Here is a 21,036-nt window from a genome sequence, read left to right as displayed (position 1 = left end):
TGCGCCCCGCGCGACCCTCGGTCCGCGCTCCCCCGGTCATGACCGGCCTGCCCCCCGCGCGACCCTCAGTCCGCGCTCCCCCGGTCACGACCGACCTCCGAGCCCGACGGCGCCGACGCCGGCGAAGCGGACTCCTGGTGCGTCCCACGCAGCCAGGCGATGAGTCGCATGCCGTGGTAGACGATCAGCGTGGCGAACGAGCCGAGCGCGATGCCCTCGAACGTCATGTCCCCGATGACGAGGGTGAAGTTGGCGATGCCGATGACGAGCGCGACGGCCGCGGTGTTGAGGTTGGCCGGGTCGGAGAAGTCCACGCGGTGCTGCACCCAGATGCGCGCACCGAGCATGCCGATCATCCCGTAGAGCACGGTCGCCGCACCGCCGAGGACGCCGGCGGGGATCGTCGCGATGAGCTCCCCGAACTTCGGTGACATCGACAGTGCGAGCCCGAACAGGCCGGCCACGAGGTAGGCCGCCGTCGAGTAGACGCGCGTGGCGGCCATGACTCCGATGTTCTCCGCGTAGGTCGTGGTGCCGGAACCGCCCCCGCTGCCGGCCAGGACGGTGGCCAGGCCGTCGGCCATGAGCGCCCGCCCGGTCACCGGATCGAGGTCGCGCCCCGTCATCGCGGCCACCGACTTCACGTGGCCCACGTTCTCCGCGACGAGGACGAGGACGACGGGCAGGAACAGGCCGAGCACGTTGATGTCGAACGTCGGGGCGGTCAGGTCCGGCAGGCCGATCCAGGCGGCGTCGCGCACCGGGTCGAGGTCGACCTCGCCGCGCACGAGCGCCGTGGCGTACCCGATGAGCACGCCGACGAGGATCGAGAGCCGCCCGAGCAGCCCCTTGAACAGGACGGTGATCAGCAGGATCGACACGATGGTCACGACGGCCGTCACCGGCGCCAGCTGCACGTTGCCCCACGCGGCCGGCGCGAGGTTGAAGCCGATGAGGGCGACGATCGTTCCCGTGACGACCGGCGGCATGACGAGGTCGATCCACCTGGATCCGGCGACGTGGACGAGCAGCCCGACCAGCGCCAGCGCCACGCCCGTGACGAGCACGCCGCCCAGGGCGAGGGCCATCTCCTCCGGTGTCGGCTCGCCGGGGACGACCTGCAGTGCCGTGATCGGCGCGATGAACGCGAAGCTCGAGCCGAGGTAGCTGGGCAGCCGCCCGCCGGTGATGACGAGGAACAGCAGGGTCCCGACGGCGGAGAAGAACAGCGTCGTCGCGGGCGGGAACCCCGTGAGGAGGGGAACGAGGAACGTGGCGCCGAACATGGCCACGACGTGCTGGGCGCCGATGCCGATCGTCGCCGGCCACGAGAGCCGCTCCTCGGGGGCGACGACGTCGCCGGACCCCACGACCTTGCCGTCCCCGTGAAGGGTCCACAGACCCTTGCGGCCCGTGTGTTCCGTGCGTTCCGTGCGACCCGACGCCATGTGCACTCCCTCGCCTACCTGCGCGTTCGTGGCCCCGGGCGGGACCCGCGCAATGCTAGCCCCGCGCCGGGGGCCGCTCCCCGCGGCGGACCGCGACGTCGTCGGCCGCCCTGTGCGATGCTGCGAACGTCCGGGCCGGCGCCCGGACCCGCCGGCGCCACGGGCTCCGGCCTGGCTGTGGCAGCGCGGACGGAGGGGCGATGAGCGAGCACGGGTGGCACCTCCCTGCCGGCGCGGGCGACCGGTTCGCCGGGGCCGGCGGCGCGGGGGCCGGTAGCGCAGCGACCCGCGCGCCGGCCGGCGAGGCGCTCGCGACGTACGGGGCCGCGCCGACGCCGGGCGGGCCCGCCACGGCACCGTACGGGGTCGCCGACCTGCCCTGGGCGTGGAACGGCAGCGAACGAGCGGACTCGACGCCGCCGGGCCGCGCCCACGAGCCGTTCCCGGGCACGGAGTTCGTCGACCTGCAGGCCACTCTCGGCGGGCAGGGCTACGAGGGGCGGCCGCCGCGCACCGACGGCCTCGCCGTGCTCACCCTCGTGGTCGGCATGCTCGGCGTCATCCCCTGGGTCGGGCTCGGGGCGATCGCGCTCGGCCACGTCACCCTCCACCGGCTCGCGCAACGGCCCTACACAGGGGGTCGCGGCATCGCGCTGACGGGCACCGTCCTCGGTTACCTGACGGTGGGCGTGCACGTGCTCATCGAGCTGTTCGTCGAGACGTTGCGCTCATTCTTCTGAGCCCGCGCTCGACGGCTCCGCCGCCGCCCTAGCATCGCGGCCATGAAGCCGTTCCTTCTCCTGGCGACCCGGCCGGAGAACGCCGTCGCCGACGCGGAGTACGAGCAGCTGCTGCGGCACACCGGGCTCGCGCCGGACGAGCTCGTGCGCGTGCGGCTCGAGCAGGGGCCGCTCCCGGACATCGACCTCGGGGACCTGTCGGGCATCGTCGCCGGGGGCAGCCCGTTCACCGGGTCCGTCCCGGAGGAGACGAAGTCCGACACCCAGCTGCGGGTGGAGGCCGAGCTCGCCGGCCTGCTCGACGTCGTCGTCGCCGAGGACTTCCCCTTTCTCGGGGCCTGCTACGGCGTGGGCACGCTCGCCCGCCATCAGGGGGCCGTCGTGGACGGGACGTACGCCGAGCCGATCTCGGCCCCGGTGGTCGAGCTGACGGATGCGGGCCTCGACCACGAGCTGTGCGCCGGGATGCCGCGGAGGTTCCAGGCGTTCGTCGGGCACAAGGAGGCGGTGCGGCAGCTCCCCGGGGGTGCGACGCTGCTGGCCACGTCCGAGCGCTGCCCCGTCCAGATGTTCCAGGTGCGGGAGAACCTGTTCGCCACGCAGTTCCACCCCGAGCTCGACGTACCGGGGATCCTCCAGCGCATCGAGGCCTACCGGCTGGCCGGCTACTTCGACCCGACGGACCAGGCGCTGGTGGAGCAGGCGGTCGAGGACGTCGACGTGTCTGCGGCCCACAAGGTGCTGACGAACTTCGCCCGCCTCTACGCCCGCCACTGACCGACTGACCCGCTGACCCGCTGACGAGTGAGCGGACTTCTGCCGGTTGGGGAGCGGGTCGCGGGTGTCGCGGTGTGGCGCCGTCGCCCAGTCAATCGGGTAACCACCGAGGCAGTCCCCCCGGGGCACTGCCTCGATGGGTATCCCACTGACTCACCGACCAGACCGAGCCGGCGCCGGGCACGACGACGGCGAAGGGCGGGCCCCGCACCCATCAGGATGCGGGACCCGCCCGTCGTGAAGCCGAACTCCGCTCACTCGTGGAGCGGAAGTCCGCTCACTCGCCGATCGTCGGCATCAGCTCCTGGTTCAGCGGCGCACACCAAGGGTGTCGCTGCCGTCACCGTCCCAGTCGCCGACGAACACGGTGTCGCTGGACCGGCCGTAGTGCTGCTCGATGTCCGCCCAGCCTGACTCCAGGCTGTTGGACACCAGGTACAGGTTCCCGCGGCGCGAGGCGAACGTGTCCACCCCGTCGCCGTCGAAGTCTCCCACCAGCACCTCGTCGTGCACCCGGCCGTAGGTGAACTCCGCGTCCGCCCAGCCGGTCTCGAGCGAGTTCGACACCAGGTAGGCGCTCCCGCGACGCACCGCGAAGGAGTCCACGCCGTCGCCGTCGTAGTCACCCACGAACACGCCGTCGGTGGCCCGCCCGTAGTCCAGCTCGGTCTCGGCATTGCCGCCGGTCAGCGAGTTGGTCAGGAAGTAGCTGTTCCCGCGACGCACCGCGAACGAATCACTGCCGTCGCCGTCCCAGTCGCCCACCAGCACCGTGTCCCCGGCGCGGCCGTAGGTCAGCTCCACGTCGGCAGCACCGCCGTACAAGGAGTTGGAAAGGAAGTAGGCGTTGCCGCGGCGGACCGCCAGCGTGTCGCTGCCGTCGCCGTCCCAGTCACCGACCAGGACGTCGTCACCCGGGCGGCCGAAGCTGAACTCGTGCTCGGCATTCGCGTCCCACCCGTTGTTGAGGTAGAACCCACGCCCCGGCGTCGGCGGCACCGGCTCACCGGGCTCGCCCGGCTCCTCCGGGTCCTCGACGAGGTCGGTGACCTGGAAGAACGTCGTGGTGCCGGAGACCTCGTTGCCGACGATGAGCAGCGGCTGCTCGTTCGGCGACTCCTCGGCCGTCACGAACGCGAGACCCTCGGGACCGAGGTCGCCCGCCTGCGGGAGCGCCTCCTCGGTGTTCCCGGCGTCGGCCTCGTCCTCCATCGAGATGGAGAAGTCACGGTTGTTGACGTAGGTGACGAACGTGGCGCCGGCCGGGTCGGTGATGTCGTAGACGGCCACGCCGCCGACGCGCTCGAACCCGATGAAGGCGTACGTGCGGTCGCCGACCTCGCCGAGGACGAGGCCCTCGGGCTCGGGGCCCTTGTCCTCGGAGCGTCCCTCGAGGTTGGACTCGGAGTGGTTGGAGTTGAAGAACTCGGGCGCCGCCTCGTGGGTGATGCGCTCGAAGTCCTCGCCGGAGTCGAAGACCCGGTTGCCCTCGGTGTCGAAGATCGAGAAGGAGCGCGAGCCGAAGGCGTGGAGCTCCTCGTACATCCCCGTCTCCTCGTTGAAGCCCTCCTCGATGCTGACGTTGAGGCGACCGAGCTCGTCGTCCTCGAGCAGCTCCGCGGGGAAGAACTCCGGGTCGACCGGCCCGTGGCCGACGTAGTCCTCGTCCTCGGGGTCGGCCCCGAGGTGCTTCACCCGCACGGACTCGAGGTAGTCGTTCTCGGTGCCCTCGCCCCACTCGCGCGCGTCGCCCTCGTTGGCGGTGACGATGTAGTCCTGGTCGCCGACCGTGTAGGCGCCGACCGAGTCGGGCATGTAGATGCCGAACAGGTTGTCGTAGGTGCGGATATCGAAGGTCGGGTCGTCCTCAGGATCCCGGTCGGACGGGTCGATGCCCTGGCCCTCGGCGGAGTGGTCCTGGCGGCCCAGCGGGAGCAGGTCGGTGAGCGTGGCCGACCCGATGTCGACGACGGCGATCGCGTTCGCCTCCTGGACCGACACGTACGCGGTCGACCCGGCGATCGTCACGAACTCCGGCTCGAGGTTCTGCGAGATCCGACGCTCGGGCTCGCCGTTCGTGTTCGGCCGCTGCGGGCCGAACACGCGCACGCCCTCGGGCAGGGTCTCCGGGGCCTCGTCGAACTGGTGGAAGGTGACGGTCTCGACGTCGGCGGCCGTGGCGGCGGCGATCCCGCCCGGGAGGGCGACGACGGAGATCGACCCCTCCGGGTCCACCGAGAAGTCGTCCGCCGGCTCACCCTCGTTGGCGACGACGGCGTGGCCACCGTCCTCGGAGAGCGCGACGGAGTCGGGCAGCGGTCCGACCTGGACCGCGCCGAGGGTCGTCGGCTCACCGCTGACGTCGACGAACATCAGCCAGCCGTCGTCGGTCTTCGTGGGGTTCTCCACCGCGACGACGGCGAGGCCGTCCTCCCGCACGTCGATCGAGTTGGCGATGGCGCCCTCGGGGATGGTGCCGCCACCGTCGACGTCGACGCCGGCCGCGGCGATCTGCCCGGACTCGACCGGGGTCGTGGGGTCGCCGGAGTCGATGACCTGGACGACGCCGTCGAGGGCGTTGACCACGAACGTCCGCTGAGTGGGGGCGTGGAAGGCGACGATCTCGGAGGCGGACTCGTCGAACACGCCCGACTCGAAGGTGCCGATCGGGTCGAGCGACACCGACGGGTCGTCCGCGGAGACGGTGATCGGCTCGGGGACGATCGCGGTGCGGCCGGGCACGGAGCCCGGCCCGGCGACCGCCGGGGCCGCAAGTGGCAGGAGGAGGGCGGAGCCGAGGACGGCGGCTCCGCACGCGCGGAAGCGCTGGCGGTTCATCAGGTGTCACCTTCGTCGGTGGGACTGGGGAGCCACCAACGTACGAGCGAGCGGTGGCCGTCCGATGACCTCGAGGTGAACGTCCCGGGTTGCCGCGCGCCAGTGGTCGGCCCATCCGCGCGCGCTCGCGCAGAGCGAACGACAGCGGCGGCCACGCCCCCGTCCGGTTGCGGACCCGGGGCGGGCGCGGAACAGTGGAATGCAGGCCCGGCGCTCGCCGGGAGCTCGACGACACGAGGAGGTGGCCCGATGGGCCTCGGTGACAAGTTCGACGAGATGAAGGGCGCGGCCAAGGAGAAGTTCGGCGACGCCACGGACGACCGCTCCACCCAGGCGAAGGGCGCCGCAGAGAAGCACGCCGCCAGGGCCAAGCAGGACGTCAAGGAGGGCGTCGACAACCTCAAGGAGGGCGCTCAGGAGCGGTTCGGCGACGACAAGCCGCGCAACGTCTGAGCCTGCCCCACCGCCGTCGGCCGCGCCGACGACCACACCCGAGCCCCCGGCCGATCCGGCCCGGGGCTCGGTCGTGCTCGACGGCGAGCAGCGCTCCGGGCCCGGGTGCGCCGGCCCCACACGGGTACGCCGGCCCCACACGGGTACGCCGGCCCGACCTCCGGTTCGCCGTGGGGCCCGGATCTACCGCGGCCCCTCTCGACCGGGCCGCACGCGGCTGCGATGCTGTGGCCGTCCCGCCGGCCGGAGCCGATCTTGTCGTCGATGTCGATCCGTCCCCTCCCCGTTCGACGGGACGGTAGGAGGGCGCACACGGCCCCTCCACGACGAGGGAGCACCACGATGAAGTACATGCTGATCATGCGCAGCACCGACGCCGCGCTCGAGGCCTCCAAGGAGATCGACTTCGAGGAGATCCTCAACGCCATGGGCCGGTACAACGAGTCGCTGATGGGGGCCGGCGTCATGCTCGCCGGCGAGGGCCTGGCCGGAGCCGAGGAGGGGTTCGTCGTCGACTTCGACGGCGAGACGCCGATCGTCACCGACGGCCCGTACGGGGAGACCCACGAGCTGTTCAACGGGTTCTGGATCCTCGAGGTCTCGGGCAAGGAGGAGGCCGCCCAGTGGGCGAGCCGCTGCCCGCTGGGCCCCGGCAGCAAGCTCGAGGTCCGCCGCGTGCACGAGGAGGCCGACTTCGCCGAGTTCGAGGGCAACGAGTACCTCGAGAAGGAGAAGGGCTGGCGCGAGGAGCAGGAGAAGAGGGCGCGGGCCTGAGCACCTCTGACGGAGCGACGGCGTCGTCGTCCGGCGGGGCGGCGTCGTCGTCCGGCGGGGCGGCGTCGTCGTCGTCGAACAGGTCTGTTGCGGACGTGCGCCGAACCGTCGAGGCGGTGTGGCGGATCGAGGGCGCGCAGGTCGTCTCGACGCTCGCGCGCGTGACCGGCGACGTCGCACTCGCGGAGGACCTCACGCAGGAGGCCGTCGCCGAGGCCCTGGAACGGTGGCCGACGACGGGCGTCCCGCGCAACGCGGGTGCCTGGCTCACGGCCGTCGCCCGGCGGCGGGCGATCGACGCGTGGCGGCGTCAGGCGGCGCTCGACGCCCGGTATCGGGACATGGCCAGGGACCTGTCCGAGATCCACGACGACGAGTGGCAGCCGATCCGCGACGACGTCCTGCGCCTCGTGCTCACCGCCTGCCACCCGGTCCTCTCGCGCGAGGCACAGGTCGCGCTCACGCTCCGGGTCGTCGCGGGACTGACCACCGAGGAGATCGCCCGGCTGCTGCTCGTCCCGGTGCCGACGGTGCAGCAGCGCATCGTCCGGGCGAAGAGGACCCTGTCCGCCGCCCGGGTGCCGTTCGAGGCGCCCGACCCCGGCGAGTGGCGCGAGCGGCTCGGCGCGGTCCTCGGCGTGATCTACCTGCTCTTCACCGAGGGCTACGCCGCCACCGCCGGTCAGCGCTGGATGCGCCCCGACCTCGCGATGGAGGCGCTGCGCCTCGGTCGGGTCCTCGCCGGACAGCTCCCGCGCGAGCCCGAGGCGCACGGACTGGTCGCGCTCATGGAGCTCCAGGCCGCACGCTTCGGCGCGCGCACGGCGCCCGACGGCAGCCCGGTACTCCTCGCCGACCAGGACCGCTCCCGATGGGACCGGGCGCAGACCCTGCGCGGACGCGCCGCGCTCGCCCGCGCCGACGCCGTCGGCCGGGGCCGGGGCAGCTACTCGCTCCAGGCGGCGATCGCGGAGTGCCACGCGGTGGCGCGCCGCTTCGAGGACACGGACTGGGACCGCATCGTGCTGCTCTACGAGGCACTCGGTCGCCTGGCGCCCAGCCCTGTCGTCGAGCTCAACCGGGCGGTCGCCGTGGCGATGGCCACCGGACCCGGAGAGGCGCTGCGGATCGTCGACGGCCTCGCGGGCGCGAAGGGGCTGCGCGGCTCCCACCTGCTGCCGAGCGTGCGGGGCGAGCTGCTCGGCCGGCTCGGGCGTCGCTCCGAGGCGCGCGCCGAGCTGCTCGCCGCGGCCGACCTCACCCGCAACCACCGGGAGGCCGAGGTGCTGCGGGCGAAGGCGGCCGCGCTGTGACGCTTCGACACTCGCGTGCCGGCGTGGCGCGGAGCCGACCGGGCCCGTGCGCGGCCCGGATGCCGCGGCAGGTCCGGACGCCGCGGCAGGCCTGGATGCCGCGTCACCGAGGCGCGGTGACCTGCGTCAGTACCTGAGGATCGCCGCCACCGGGGCGCCGTCGGGCAGGTCCTCGAGGACGCGCACCGCGCCCCCGGCGCGCAGCGTGGCGCGGGCGGCGACGCCCACGCGCCCGTAGATGTCGTACGGCTCGGGTCGCGACGGGGCGACGGTCGGACCGCCCGATCCGCCCGGGTGCCCGGTCTCCGTCGTCATGAGCAGCGTGTCGACACGCCCCTCGTGAGCCGCGCGGAAGGCGTCGTCGAGGCCCAGCGCGGCACCGCCACGTGCGTGCTGCTCGTGGAAGCGGTCGAGCAGGCGCGCGTTCTCACGGCCCAGGCGCTCCTCGACGAGCTCCCACGCAGCAAGCCGAAGATCGTCCTGGCTCAGGTCGTCGGGATTGCGCTCGATCGCCGCCTCGACCAGGTGCGGGTACGAGCTGACGTCGCGGTACATCGTCACCCACTCGGGAAGTCCGGCGAGGATCATCGGCACGGTGCGACCGTTGAAAGAGCTCTCCACCCCGCGCGCGACCTCCCGGAGGAATTCGACCATGTCCTGCTGGTGCACGTTGTCCAGGGCGCTCGCCCCGTAGTAGACGGACCCGCCGTTGCCGATCGCGCCCGACGCGTTCGGTCGCGGCACCTTGTCGGACTGGGGCCCGTCCTTCTCGTACACGTCGGAGAAGGCGCGCGGCACCCCGTCCAGCTCCAGCTCGACGATCCGGTCGCGGGCGCCGCGCAGGACCCGCACGTTCTTCTGACTGAGCGCGAGCACCACGAAGTTGCGGTCGGTGAGCAGCGGCAGCAGGGGCGTGAGGACGAACTCGGGCCCGACCGTCGCGTGCTCGGGCAGGTCGAGCGGCACGCGGTACGTCGCCTGCCAGCCGGGCGCGAGGAACATCGCCAGGCCGTCGGCCATATGGCTCCAGGCCACTGAGTCGCCGTGCAGGTCCCAGGCCGGGGCGAGCAGCTCGTCGATGTCGCGCCGCGCGTGCCCCTCCTCGGTCAGCGTGGCCTCCACGGCCGTGAGCAGCTTCTTCCAACGCAGCCGGTCGGCGTCGCTCTCCCGCGGGCCGCTCACGCGGTGGGTGGGCACGTACAGGGACACCCGCGTCCCACCACCGTCGCCCACCAGCTCCTCGAACTCGGGCCTGGTCATGAGGTCCATACGTTCCTCCAGTCGCTCGGTGACCGTCCACGCTATCGTCCGGCGCCTCCCACGTCCTGCCCGATTTGGCTGCGCCCCGCACCGCCGCGACGTCCGCCACCGACGAAAAAACGGCTGAACCCCCGTCGCCGGGGGTTCAGCCGTTCACGATGTCCTGGGACATCACATGGCGGTAGCGGTGGGATTTGAACCCACGGTGGCTGTTAACCACACAGCATTTCGAGTGCTGCACCTTCGGCCGCTCGGACACGCTACCTCGGCGCACCACTGTACCCGCGGGGCTCTCCCGCCTCGCACCGATCCGACGCGAGACGTGTCACGCTCACGCGTCGCACACGACGCCGTCACCTGTCGCCCATACCCTGACCTGGTGACTCAGCCGCCGACGCCGAACGGGAGCGGCCACACCCTGGGCGACTTCTTCCCGGGTGTGGGCGCCGGCGACGCGCGCGTCTCCGCCGCGGACGGTGCCAGGCAGGGCGCGGGCACTCACGAGGCCCCGACCACGACCCCCTCGACGCCGAGGCTCCGCCTCATCCCGCCGCCCCCACCCCCACCGGCGGGCTCGCTGCCGCCGGAGCCGAGCGACATCGACGCCGCCGTCGAGCCGCTGGCCGACGCGCTCGACGGCCGCCGCTTCCTCGTGATCTCCGGCGCGGGCATCTCCACCGACTCCGGCATCCCGGACTACCGCTCCCCCGGTTCGCCGGTGCGACGGCCGATCACCTACCAGCAGTTCCTCACCTCGCCCGCACACCGGGCGCACTACTGGGCGCGCAACCACCTGGGCTGGCGCTACATGGCGGGCCGCCGGGCCAACCTCGGCCACCGCACGCTCGCGGAGATGGAGCGGGCGCGATTCGCGACCGGCGTCGTCACCCAGAACATCGACCTCCTGCACGCGCGGGCAGGCCAGCCGACGGTCGTGCACCTGCACGGCCGCTACGACCGCGTGCGCTGCCTGGGCTGTGGCCGGACGATCCCGCGGGCCGAGCAGGACGACCGCCTCACCGCCGCGAACCCGGGCTGGCGCGAGCGGCTGCTGCGGCTGCAGGACGTCGAGGTGGCGCCCGACGCCGACGCCGTCCTCGACGACACCTCCGACTTCCACGTCGTCGACTGCGAGGTGTGCGGCGGGATCCTCGTGCCCGACGTCGTCTTCTTCGGCGGGAGCGCCGAGCCCGACCGGTCACGCCGGGCGGCCGAGCTGGTCGAGGCGTCCACCGGCGTCCTCGTGACCGGCTCGACCCTGTCCGTGTTCGGCGTGCGCCGCCTCGTCCGCCGGGCCGTGCGCAACGGGTTCCCGCTGGTGATCGTCAACCGGGGACCGACCCGGTCCGACGACGAGGCGGCGGCCACGCTCTCGGCCTCCACCACACGGGCGCTGCCCGCCCTCCTGCGCGCCCTGCGCAGGCGCCGCGACGCGCGCCCGGCCTGGCAGCGCTGAGCCCTCCCCACGTCGTCGAGCGTGCGGTTGCCGGTCGTCGAGTGTGCGGCTGATGCTCGCCGGAGAATGCGCGCACCCGCACACTCGAGGGTCACGAACCGCACACTCGACGAATCCGGGGGTCAGCGGCGGGCGCGGAAGAAGGACTCCAGCACCTGGGCGCACTCGTCGCCACGCACGCCGGCGACCACCTCGACCCGGTGGTTGAGCCGGGAGTCGCGCACGACGTCGCGCACCGACCCCGTCGCCCCCGCCTTGGCGTCCCACGCGCCGAGCACGAGCCGCTCGACCCGGGCGAGCACGAGCGCGCCGGCACACATCGTGCACGGCTCGAGGGTGACGACGAGCGTGCAGCCGTCGAGCCGCCACTCCCCTATTTCCCGAGCCGCCGCGCGCAGGGCGAGCACCTCGGCGTGGGCGGTGGGGTCGGCGTCGGCCTCCCGCCGGTTCGCCCCCTCACCGAGCACGCTCCCGTCGGGACCCAGCACGACGGCGCCAACGGGCACGTCCCCGCGCCCCGCCGCCTGACGCGCCAGCCCGAGCGCCCGGTCCATCGGAGCGCCCCACGGCGACGACGCTCCCCCGCCGGCCCGCACGCTCACCATGCCGCCATGGTGCCAGCCACGAGGCGTGGGCCCCCTACGCTCGGTCCATGACCGCCCGGTCCGACCTGCCGCCCTGGCCCGACACGGCCCCGGCGCACGGCGGTGCGGTGCTCCGCAGGCCACGGACGGCAGACGCGGAGATGGCCCGCGAGCTCGCGACCGACCCGTACGTCCCGCTCATCGGCACGCTCCCCGCGCACGCGAGCAGCGACGAGGCGATCGCCTGGGTGGAGCGGCAGCGCGCCAGGTACGACGACGGCGCCGGGTTCTCGTTCACCATCGTCGAGCGGGCGACCGGGGCGGCGGTCGGTAGCTGCGGCCTCTGGCTCCGCGAGCTGGCCGACGGACGCGCGAGCATCGGGTACTCGCTCGTCCCCTCCGCGCGCGGGCGCGGGCTGGCGACCGACGCCCTCCTGGCGCTGACCGCCTTCGCCTGGACGGTGCCCGCCCTGCACCGCGTCGAGCTGCGGATCGAACCGGGCAACACCGGGTCGCTGGCTGTGGCCGAGCGTGCCGGCTACGTCCGGGAGGGCGTGCTCCGCAGCCACGAGGAGATCGGCGGCCGGCGGGTGGACATGGTGATCCTCGCCGTCGTACGGCCGAGCGGACCCGGGCCCGGTCACGCGCGCCACCGCACGCGCTCCGACCCTTACCCCGGGTAAGTTCGTCCCATGCGCGTCCACCTCGCGGAGCACCCGCTCGTCGCCCACAAGCTGACCACGCTGCGCGACGAGCGCACCGAGTCGCCGACCTTCCGGCTCCTCGTCGAGGAGCTCGTCATGCTCCTCGCCTACGAGGCCACGCGCGACGTGCGCACCGAGCCGCACGAGATCACCACACCCGTCACGACGACGACGGGCGTACGGATCGCCCGCCCCCGACCGCTCGTCGTGCCGATCCTGCGCGCCGGCCTGGGCATGCTGGAGGGGATGAGCCGGCTCATCCCCACCGCCGAGATCGGCTTCCTCGGGATGAAGCGCGACGAGGAGACGCTCGAGGCGATCACCTACGCCAACCGTCTGCCCGACGACCTCTCCGGCCGCCAGTGCTTCGTCCTGGACCCGATGCTGGCCACCGGTCACACGCTCGTCGCCGCGATCGAGTACCTGCTCGACCTCGGCGCCCGCGACGTCACCTGCATCACGCTGCTGTGCGCGCCGGAGGGGCTGCGGCACGTCGAGGAGAGCGTCGGCGCCCGCGGGGACGTCTCGGTCGTCACGGCCGCGATCGACGAGGGTCTCGACGACAGGTCGTACATCGTGCCCGGTCTGGGGGACGCCGGGGACCGCCTGTACGGCATCGTCGACTGACGCTCGCCATGGTGTCGACTCCCCCGGTGACCACCACCGCGGACCTCTCGGCCCCCACCGCCGACGTCCTCGGCGACCCGTACGTCTCCCGCACGGTCGGACTCTCCCTGACCGACGGCGGCCACTCGCGTCGGGTGCGCGACGTCGCCACGATCGTGCACCACGAGGGCACGGGCCGGCACGGCCGCGCGGTGGTCTACCTGCACGGGTTCATCGACACGTTCTTCCACGCCGAGCACGAGCACGCCTGGCACGAGGCGGGCTGGGACCTCTACGCCCTGGAGATGCGACGGTCCGGCCGATCCCTGCGGCCCGGGCAGGTGCGCGACGACATCCGCATGATGTCGGTCCGGCACGAGGAGGTGGGCCTCGCCGTCGACCTCGCCCGCAGCGAGGGCGCCCAGGAGGTCGTCCTGCTCGGCCACTCGACCGGCGGGCTGCAGGCCGTGCTCTTCGCGCACGACCACCCCGGCGCCGTCGACGGCGTCATCCTCAACTCGCCCTGGCTCGACCTCGGCCGCGGCCCGCTCACCGACGTCGTCGCGACCGCCGTGATCGACCGCCTCGCCCCCCTCGCACCCCGGCTGCCGATCTCCTCGCTGACCGGCACGTACGGCGCCTGGCTGACGGACCCGGACGGCGGCGGGTGGAAGGTCCCGCCGTCGCTCAAGCCGACCGACACGATGCCCGTGCACGCGGGCTTCTTCCGGGCCGTGCGGCGCGCGCAGCGGGCCGTGCAGGCGGGCCGCGCGACGGTCGCGGAGCCGGTCCTGATGGCGATGTCGCGACGGTCCGGCGCCCGCGTCGATCCCGGCCCTGCGGACCTGTCGTCCTCGGACGTGGTGCTCGACGTGACGACGATGCGGCGCAGCGTCTCCCTGCTGGGGGACCGCGTCGACGTCCTCGAGGTCCCGGGCGGGATCCACGATCTCGCGCTGTCCCCGGAGCCGGCCCGTTCCTTCTACACCTCGGAGGTCATCGCCTGGGCGAGCTCGCGCCCGTGGACCCCCTGAGAGCCGGCACCCGCTCATCGTCGGTGCGGTCCGAGGGGCCGACGACGTCGTTCACGTCGCCGTCGGGCAGGGTCGCGTCGGCCTCGGGCGGCGTGAGTCCCGCTGGTGCCGTGGTCACGGACGCGCCGGACGTGGGGACGACGGGGCCCGCCGGACCGGTCGCCCGTTCGACGTCGACCGTGTCGCGCAGGGAGGTGCCCCGCATGAAGATCGTCGCGACGAAGCCGACCAGGGCGAGCGCGAAGATCGAGAGGAACACCGGTCCGATGCCCTCGGCGTAGGCGGCACGCACGACCACCTCGACGTCGTCGGGCAGGCCGGCGAGGTCGAGCGTGCTCCCGGAGGCGTCGCCGCCGGGCATGGTGACGCCGGCGTCGCGCATGTGGCTCGCGACCTGCCGCGCGTAGAGGATGCCGAAGACCTGGATGGCGATCGCGCCGCCCAGGTTGCGGAAGAACGTCACCGAGCTGGTGGCCGCACCCATGTGCCGGAGGCCGACCGTGTTCTGTACGGCGAGCACGAGGTTCTGCAGGCACATGCCCATGCCCCAGCCCGCGACGAACAGGAACAGCGACGTCAGCAGGAGCGAGGTGTCCTGGTGGACGCGGGTGCCGAACAGGAACGTCCCCTGCGTCATCAGACCCATCCCCCACATGACGACGCCCTTCCAGGTGCCGCGGGCCGTGACGACCCGGCCGGACCAGGTCGACGCGATGAGCAGACCGAACATCAGGGGCAGCCCGAGGAAGCCGGCGACGGTGGCCGAGTAGTCGCGGCCGTACTGGAAGTACTGGCCGAGGAAGACGTTGGAGCCGAACATCATCCCCCCGACGCCGAGCGAGGCGACGATCGCGAGCACCGTGGTGCGCGACCCCAGGATGTGCAGGGGGATGAGCGGCTCGGGCACGAGCCGCTCGACGACGACGAACAGCACCGCGAGGACGATCGCGCCGCCGAGCATGAGGGCGGACGGCCACGACGCCCACTCGAAGGTGGTGCCACCGATCGAGATCCACACCAGGAGCAGCGTGGAGCCGACCGCGATGATGGCCGCGCCGAGGAAATCGATCCGGGCCCTGCCGGTGCGTGGGTTCGGCGGGAGCTTGAGACGCGAGCCGACGACCGCTGCGGCGAGCAGCATGAACGGGATCATCACGAAGAAGCACCAGCGCCAGCCGAGCCACGGGGTGTCGACGATGACGCCGCCGACGAACGGGCCGGAGACCGTGGCCACCGCCATGACGGCGCCCTGGTAGCCGTTGTACCTGCCGCGCTTCCTCGGCGGGATGATCGTCGCCATGATGATGATCGACATCATCACCTGGCCACCCATGCCGATCCCCTGCAGGATCCGGGTGGCGATGAGCATCTCGGCGTCCACCGCGAGGCCGCTCAGCAGCGAGCCCAGCACGAAGACGCCGATGAAGGCGATGAGCATGAGGCGCTTGTCGAAGAGGTCGCCGAGCTTGCCCGCGATCGGCGTCATCACCGTGTTGGCGAGGATCGCCGAGGTGATGATCCAGACGTACTGGTCCGGCCGCGCGCCGACCTCGGCGGCGATGACCGGCATCGCGTTGCCGACGATCGTGTTGGCCATCATCCCGAGGAACTGCGTGAGCAGCAGGCCGGTGAGCACGGCCATGATCCGGCGGTGCTCCGCCTCCGCGGCCTCCGCCTCGGCCTGCGTGAGGCCGGCGTAGATCTTCTTCCGCGTGAGGTCCTTCGGCCTGCGCCCGGACTGGCGCGCGCTCGTCCGGGCGCCGGGTGCCGCGGGATTCGTGGGGGTCCTGGAGCTCGTCGTCTCCCTCACCGGTCCTTCGTGTCGGTCGTCGTGGTACTCGCGCCGGTGGCGTCGGCGGTCTCGCTCGTGCTCGCCCCGCCGTCCGCGTCCGCCCCGGCGTCCTCCGCCGTGTCCGCGACGGCGGCCTCGGGCCGGTGCGAACCGAGGCGGTGGAGGCCGGCGGCGAGGGTGGCGAGGTCGTCGGTGTCCCAGTCGGCCGTGAGCCGCCCGACCGCCTCCGTGTAGATCCGGCGGTTCTCCGCGATGGTGGCGCGCCCGAGCTCGGTGACGGACACGACCTGGGCGCGGCCGTCGTCGGGGTGCGGGCTGCGGGAGACGAGGCCGAGCTCGTCGAGGGCGGCGATCTTCCGCGAGATCACCGACACGTCGAGCTCGAGGCCCGCCGCGATGTCCGAGATCCGGGAGCGGTCGAACTCCTGGATCCGCAGCAGCGTGAGGTAGTTGGCGCGGTGGATGCCGGTGTGCTTGTTGACGGCCTCCCCCAGGCCGCGGGTGACCCGCCCCGCCTCGAGCACGGCCAGGACGAGATCGGCGACGACGGCTCCGCGGTCCTCGGGGGGCCCGGGGGGCGCGGGGTCGGGGGTCCGGGAGCTGGCGGACGAAGTATCGGGCACAGTCCCGATATTACGCTTTTGTTTGCCACATGCAACTAGTCGTGAGCCGGGGCACATCGGGCGGGTCGCGGCCATGGTCGGGCGGGCTCGCCGGAGCGGACGAGGCCGGGGACCGGAGGGCGATCGAACGGGCCGGCGGGGCCATCGGAGCGGCCGGGCCACACTGGTGGCGGGGCCGGACGTCCCCGGGAATGACGAATGCCCCGGCCGCATACGCGACCGGGGCATCTGCGCGCCCGAAGGGACTCGAACCCCCAACCTTCTGATCCGTAGTCAGATGCTCTATCCATTGAGCTACGGGCGCACGCCACGAGGGCAGGGACCAGGTTACAACGGCCCGGGGACCGCAGCCGCCCCCGTCCCCGTGAGTGTGCTCACCACGACCGGGTGGCCGGCGCGAGGGGGCCGGCGTGCCGGCCCCCTCCCCCGGACCGCCTACATCGCGATGCCGAGGACCCAGTTGCCGAGGGTCATCACCGTGAGGGTGATGAGCACGATCCCCGAGAGGTTGAGCCACAGGCCGGCCTTCACCATCTGGGAGATCTTGATGTAGCCGGAGCCGTAGACGATGGCGTTCGGCGGCGTGGCCACCGGCAGCATGAAGGCGCAGGTCGCGGCAAGCGCCACGGGCACCATGAGCAGCATGACGTCGACGTTCATGCCCGTGGCGACGCCGCCCATGATGGGCAGGAACGCCGCGGCGGTGGCCGTGTTGGACGTCATCTCCGTGAGGAAGATGACGAGGGCCGTCACGCCGGCCACGATGAGGATCACCGGCGCTCCCTCGAGCCCGCCCGCGGCTTCACCGATCCACTGGGACAGCCCCGTCGCGGTGAAGGCGGCCGACAGCGACAGGCCGCCGCCGAACAGCAGGAGGATGTCCCACGGGACCTCCTTGGCGGTGTCCCAATCGAGGAGCTGGACGCCCTTGTTGACGTCTGCCGGGACGAGGAACAGCACGAGCGCGAGGATCATCGCGATGACCTCGTCGCTGAAGTTCGACTCGGGCCAGACCAGCGGCACGGTCACCCAGGAGATGGCGACTCCGGCGAAGATGACGAGGGTCATCTTCTCCTGGCGGCTCATCGGACCGAGCTTGCGGTACTCCTCCTGGATGACCTCACGGCCGCCCGGGATCTCCTTCATCTCCGGCTTGAACACCACGTTGACGAGCAGCAGCCAGCACAGGAGCGTGAAGACGATCGCCAGCGGGGTGGCGAACAGCATCCACGTGCCGAAGTTGAGGTTGATGTCGTAGTTGTCCGCGAGGTTCGCTCGGAGCAGCGCGTTCGGGGGCGTCCCGATGAGCGTGGAGACGCTCATGATCGACGACGAGTAGGCGATGCCCAGCATGAGCGCGGTACCGAAGTTCGACCTCTTCGTGTCGTCGCCCCTCAGGGTGCCGACCAGCGCCAGCACGGAGAGCCCGATCGGCATCATCATCACGGCGGTGGCGGTGTTCGACACCCACATGGTGAGGAACCCGGTGGCGACCATGAAACCGAGGACGAGCATCTTCGGCTTCGTCCCGACCGCCAGCACCACCCCGAGGGCGATGCGCCGGTGCAGGTTCCACCGCTGCATCGTCAGGGCGAGGAAGAACCCGCCGAGGAACAGGAAGATCGTCGGCGAGGCGTAGGGCGCGGCCGTGTCGCCGATGCTGACGACACCCAGCCCCGGGAAGGCCACGAGCGGCACGAGCGCGGTGGCCGCCAGGGGGATCGCCTCCGTCATCCACCACACGCCCATGAGGACGGCGACCGCCGCCGTGATGGCGATGTGGTGGCCCGACGGCTCGATCTCGTTCTCCGTCAGGGTGGCCACCAGCTCGGCCGACAGCTCCTTCGGGAAGATGAAGTAGATGACGAACGCGCCGACGACGCCGAGCGCGAGGCCGATCCATCGTCGGTTGCGGGTCCTGGGGTCGGCGGGGAGATCGTCGAGGCCGGCGGCCCGCGACGTGCTCTCCTTGACTTCTGGGGTGGACACGAGCTGCTCCTTGCGTCGTCGCAGGCGGCAGGGGGCAGGCGTGGGCCGGGCCCCCGCCACGCACCGCTGCGTGGTTCCGGTCGCTCGCGAACCTACCAGCGGGAGAGGCGCGTCACAGGATCTGCGTCATCGCCTTCCGTCGGCGCGTCGCAGGCCCGGCACCGTGATCGTGCCGGGCCCGCGCCGCACGTCGGGGCGGGCCGGCCCTTACGGGGCCGAGCCCTCCCAGTCGGCGTAGATCTCGTAGCCGACCACCTCGAACGTCCCGACGTCGGTCGGCGCCACCTCGGCACGCCCGATCGGCCGCTCGTGGTCGTCCGAGTAGACGTCGCACGTGATGACACCCGTGTCGAACGACTGGTGGCAGTTCTCGATGCTGGACGGCGTCAGCGGCGGGTCGTAGAAGCCCTGGAACGCGTACCAGAGCTCGTCGTAGCCCGCGGCGTCCGTGTACGCCTCGAGCTCGGCGGCGTCACCCTCCGCTGCGGCGAGCGTCGCGCCCCGGACCGCCGCGCGGATGAAGTCGGCACGCCGCACCATGGGCGAGTCGACGCCGTCGCCGTCCCAGTCGCCCACGACGAGCCCGTCGTCGAGGCGCCCGTAGTCGAGGACGGTCTCGGCCGGCCCCGTGGCGATCTCGTCGTGCAGGTAGATGCTGATGCCGCGGCGCACGCCGAGCGTGTCCGCGCCGTCGCCGTCCCAGTCACCGACCAGGACCGTGTCGTCCGCCCGGCCGTAGATCGCGTGCTCGTCCGCGGGACCGGACTCGAGCGTGTTGTGCAGGAAGTACTCGGCGCCGCGGCGCACGGCGAGCGTGTCGTGCCCGTCGCCGTCCCAGTCACCGACCAGGACCGTGTCGTCCGCGCGGCCGTAGGCGACCGTCGTGTCCGCCGGCCCCGCGCTCAGCGTGTCGCGCAGGTGGTACTCGTTGCCGCGACGGACGCCGAAGCTGTCGGCGCCGTCGCCGTCCCAGTCGCCGACGAACACCGAGGAGGTGGCGTCGCCGAACGTGAACCGGGTGTCGGCCGTCTCCGACCAGGAGTTGCTCGGGTAGTAGCCCTCGCCGAGCTCGTCGTTGGAGCCGCCGGTCGCGTGCGCCGCGATGGCACCGGCGGCGACGAGACCGGTCGTCGCGAGTCCCGCGCAGATGAGGCGCAGTCGTGCGGGTGCGATCTGTGTGCGGTGGGTGCTCATTGCTGATGTCCCTCCAGTGTGGCGTCCTCGGAGCACCGACCGGCCCCCCGAGTCGTGGCGCCGGGCCGGCAGGTGCCGGCCCAGCGCCACGACCGTGTCGGACCACCCGGTGCGCGACAACGCTCGGTCGCGGGAACGCCTGACCTGGCCACCGGTAGGGGCTGCGCGGGACCGGCCGAAGGAGTACGCTCCCTTGACGGATGCGTGACCTTATCGTGACCTTCACCTCCGCAGCCCGTCGGCCCTCACCAGTCCGCGACGATGGCGTAGTCGATGACCTGCCAGGTGGTCCGCCCGTCGGGCGCCACGTAGGCGTGACCGATCGCGACCGGGTAGTCGTCGGAGCGGACGGCGCACACGAAGACACCGCCGGGCTCGGGGCTGCAGCCCGTCACACTGGTCGGCCACTGCGGCGGGTCGGAGAACTCCTGGAACGCGTACCAGAGCCACTGCTCGCCGTTGTCGCTGCTCAGGTGGTCGAGCAGGGGCCGGTCCCCGGCGGAGGCGGCGCGCGCGGCCCGCAGCACGACGTCCTCGATCGGGCCGGGCCGGCGCACCCCGAGGGTGTCGTCGCCGTCGCCGTCCCAGTCGCCCACCAGCACGCTGTCGCCGGCTCGCCCGTAGTCGAGGACGATCTCGGCGGCGCCCGGCGCGATCTCGTCGTCGAGGTAGTAGGTGTTGCCTCGACGCACGCCGAGCGAGTCGCGCCCGTCGCCGTCCCAGTCACCCACGAGCACCTCGTCCCCCGAGCGGCCGTAGTCCACGACGATGTCCGCCGGACCCGAGCTCTGCGAGTTGCGCAGGAAGTAGGTGTTCCCCCGCCGCACGCCGAACGTGTCCACGCCGTCGCCGTCCCAGTCACCCACGAGCACCACGTCGTCCGCGCGGCCGTAGTGGACCACCCGGTCGGCCACGCCGTGGGTCAGGGTGTTGCGCATGAGGTACCGGTTACCGCGGCGGACCGCGAAGGTCTCGGTGCCGTTGCCGTCCCAGTCGCCCGTGTACAGGGTGTCGAACGTGCGGCCGAACGTGAACCAGCCGTCGAACTCGGTGGGACCGAGGATGTTGACGTAGTCGATGACGTTGCCGCGCTGCCGGGCGAAGGTGTCCGTCCCGTTGCCGTCCCAGTCGCCCATGAACACCATCTCGACAGGCAGGCTGAACGGGATCTCGTGGTTGGCGGTGCCGGTCCACTCGTCGTTGAGGAAGTACATCTCCCCGAAGTCGTCGTTGCCCTCGCCCGCGGCCACGGCCGACGGCGCGCCCACCCCCAGCAGGCCCAGGGTCAGCGCGGACGCCGCCCCGGCCCTCAGTGACCTTCTCGGCGGACTCGTCCCGGTCTCACGATGCATCCCCATGGCTCACTCCTGCGTGATCCTCGAGGCACGTCACCGGGCCCCGGTGGGCGGTCGGGCGGGCTCGTGCCGGTCCGATCTCAGGAACGTACTCCC

Annotated in this window: 18 protein-coding genes and 2 tRNA genes; 9 read left to right on the top strand and 11 right to left on the bottom strand. The window is 72.3% G+C overall.

Features of this window, described 5'->3' with window-relative positions:
- Positions 1-65: 65 nt before the first annotated feature.
- Entirely contained in the window at positions 66-1,448 is a 1,383-nt protein-coding gene (locus AC24HA_RS02740) for a uracil-xanthine permease family protein (RefSeq protein WP_425707944.1), read from the bottom strand.
- A 200-nt stretch (positions 1,449-1,648) separates the two neighbouring features.
- Here AC24HA_RS02740 and AC24HA_RS02735 point away from each other — a divergent pair, with 200 nt between their 5' ends.
- The gene (locus AC24HA_RS02735) at positions 1,649-2,188 is read left to right on the top strand and encodes a DUF4190 domain-containing protein (protein WP_425707943.1); all 540 of its coding nucleotides are present in this window, start codon (positions 1,649-1,651) and stop codon (positions 2,186-2,188) included.
- Between the two features lie 42 nt (positions 2,189-2,230).
- Entirely contained in the window at positions 2,231-2,965 is a 735-nt protein-coding gene (locus tag AC24HA_RS02730; RefSeq protein WP_425707942.1) for a glutamine amidotransferase, read from the top strand.
- 309 nt (positions 2,966-3,274) lie between these two features.
- On the opposite strand, the gene AC24HA_RS02725 is transcribed toward AC24HA_RS02730, so the two are convergent.
- On the bottom strand, positions 3,275-5,803 hold the full coding sequence (locus AC24HA_RS02725) for a choice-of-anchor I family protein (protein WP_425707941.1): 2,529 nt from the start codon (positions 5,801-5,803) through the stop codon (positions 3,275-3,277).
- Positions 5,804-6,052: 249 nt separating this feature from the next.
- On the opposite strand from AC24HA_RS02725, the gene AC24HA_RS02720 reads away from it, so the two are divergent.
- From AC24HA_RS02720 to AC24HA_RS02710, 3 genes are all read left to right on the top strand, one after another.
- Positions 6,053-6,256: a CsbD family protein gene (locus AC24HA_RS02720; RefSeq protein WP_425707940.1), complete on the top strand. Its 204-nt coding sequence runs from the start codon at positions 6,053-6,055 to the stop codon at positions 6,254-6,256.
- Between the two features lie 342 nt (positions 6,257-6,598).
- Positions 6,599-7,030 (top strand): YciI family protein, encoded by a 432-nt coding sequence (locus AC24HA_RS02715; RefSeq protein WP_425707939.1) that lies wholly within the window; start codon positions 6,599-6,601, stop codon positions 7,028-7,030.
- Between the two features lie 95 nt (positions 7,031-7,125).
- Positions 7,126-8,343: an RNA polymerase sigma factor gene (locus AC24HA_RS02710; RefSeq protein ID WP_425707938.1), complete on the top strand. Its 1,218-nt coding sequence runs from the start codon at positions 7,126-7,128 to the stop codon at positions 8,341-8,343.
- Between the two features lie 126 nt (positions 8,344-8,469).
- Here the strand turns inward: AC24HA_RS02710 and AC24HA_RS02705 are convergent, their stop codons facing one another.
- On the bottom strand, positions 8,470-9,612 hold the full coding sequence (locus AC24HA_RS02705) for a baeRF3 domain-containing protein (protein ID WP_425707937.1): 1,143 nt from the start codon (positions 9,610-9,612) through the stop codon (positions 8,470-8,472).
- Between the two features lie 167 nt (positions 9,613-9,779).
- Positions 9,780-9,868 (bottom strand) — tRNA-Ser (locus AC24HA_RS02700).
- A gap of 312 nt (positions 9,869-10,180) precedes the next feature.
- On the opposite strand from AC24HA_RS02700, the gene AC24HA_RS02695 reads away from it, so the two are divergent.
- Complete coding sequence (locus AC24HA_RS02695) at positions 10,181-11,059, top strand: Sir2 family NAD-dependent protein deacetylase (protein WP_487563603.1); 879 nt, start codon at positions 10,181-10,183, stop codon at positions 11,057-11,059.
- 122 nt (positions 11,060-11,181) lie between these two features.
- Here AC24HA_RS02695 and tadA read toward each other — a convergent pair whose 3' ends face one another.
- Positions 11,182-11,664, bottom strand: coding sequence for a tRNA adenosine(34) deaminase TadA (gene tadA, locus AC24HA_RS02690; RefSeq protein WP_425707935.1), 483 nt, complete (start codon positions 11,662-11,664; stop codon positions 11,182-11,184).
- 47 nt (positions 11,665-11,711) lie between these two features.
- Between tadA and AC24HA_RS02685 the strand changes: the two genes are divergently transcribed.
- Genes AC24HA_RS02685 through AC24HA_RS02675 form a run of 3 tightly spaced genes read left to right on the top strand, consistent with a single transcriptional unit; the run spans position 11,712 to position 13,987 of the window.
- A complete protein-coding gene (locus tag AC24HA_RS02685) occupies positions 11,712-12,326 on the top strand; it encodes a GNAT family N-acetyltransferase (RefSeq protein WP_425707934.1) in 615 nt (204 codons plus the stop codon).
- 9 nt (positions 12,327-12,335) lie between these two features.
- A complete protein-coding gene (gene upp, locus AC24HA_RS02680; protein ID WP_425707933.1) occupies positions 12,336-12,974 on the top strand; it encodes a uracil phosphoribosyltransferase in 639 nt (212 codons plus the stop codon).
- Positions 12,975-13,000: 26 nt separating this feature from the next.
- Positions 13,001-13,987: an alpha/beta fold hydrolase gene (locus AC24HA_RS02675; protein ID WP_425707932.1), complete on the top strand. Its 987-nt coding sequence runs from the start codon at positions 13,001-13,003 to the stop codon at positions 13,985-13,987.
- Here the strand turns inward: AC24HA_RS02675 and AC24HA_RS02670 are convergent.
- The 6 genes from AC24HA_RS02670 to AC24HA_RS02645 all read right to left on the bottom strand — a co-directional run bounded on the left by AC24HA_RS02670 (position 13,950) and on the right by AC24HA_RS02645 (position 20,943).
- On the bottom strand, positions 13,950-15,797 hold the full coding sequence (locus AC24HA_RS02670; protein ID WP_425707931.1) for an MFS transporter: 1,848 nt from the start codon (positions 15,795-15,797) through the stop codon (positions 13,950-13,952). The two genes, AC24HA_RS02675 and AC24HA_RS02670, sit on opposite strands and share 38 nt — an antisense overlap.
- Positions 15,794-16,402, bottom strand: coding sequence for a MarR family winged helix-turn-helix transcriptional regulator (locus AC24HA_RS02665; protein WP_425707930.1), 609 nt, complete (start codon positions 16,400-16,402; stop codon positions 15,794-15,796). The genes AC24HA_RS02670 and AC24HA_RS02665 overlap by 4 nt, the downstream gene beginning before the upstream one ends.
- A 231-nt stretch (positions 16,403-16,633) precedes the next feature.
- Positions 16,634-16,706, bottom strand: a tRNA-Arg gene (locus AC24HA_RS02660).
- Positions 16,707-16,837: 131 nt separating this feature from the next.
- A complete protein-coding gene (locus AC24HA_RS02655; RefSeq protein WP_425707929.1) occupies positions 16,838-18,391 on the bottom strand; it encodes an SLC13 family permease in 1,554 nt (517 codons plus the stop codon).
- 207 nt (positions 18,392-18,598) lie between these two features.
- On the bottom strand, positions 18,599-19,585 hold the full coding sequence (locus tag AC24HA_RS02650) for a hypothetical protein (RefSeq protein WP_425707928.1): 987 nt from the start codon (positions 19,583-19,585) through the stop codon (positions 18,599-18,601).
- 245 nt (positions 19,586-19,830) lie between these two features.
- Complete coding sequence (locus tag AC24HA_RS02645) at positions 19,831-20,943, bottom strand: hypothetical protein (protein WP_425707927.1); 1,113 nt, start codon at positions 20,941-20,943, stop codon at positions 19,831-19,833.
- Positions 20,944-21,036 lie beyond the last annotated feature (93 nt).

Source organism: Georgenia sp. Z1491 (assembly GCF_057652395.1).
Note: the sequence above shows the minus strand (reverse complement) of the source record. Positions and strands in the feature narration are given on the sequence as shown.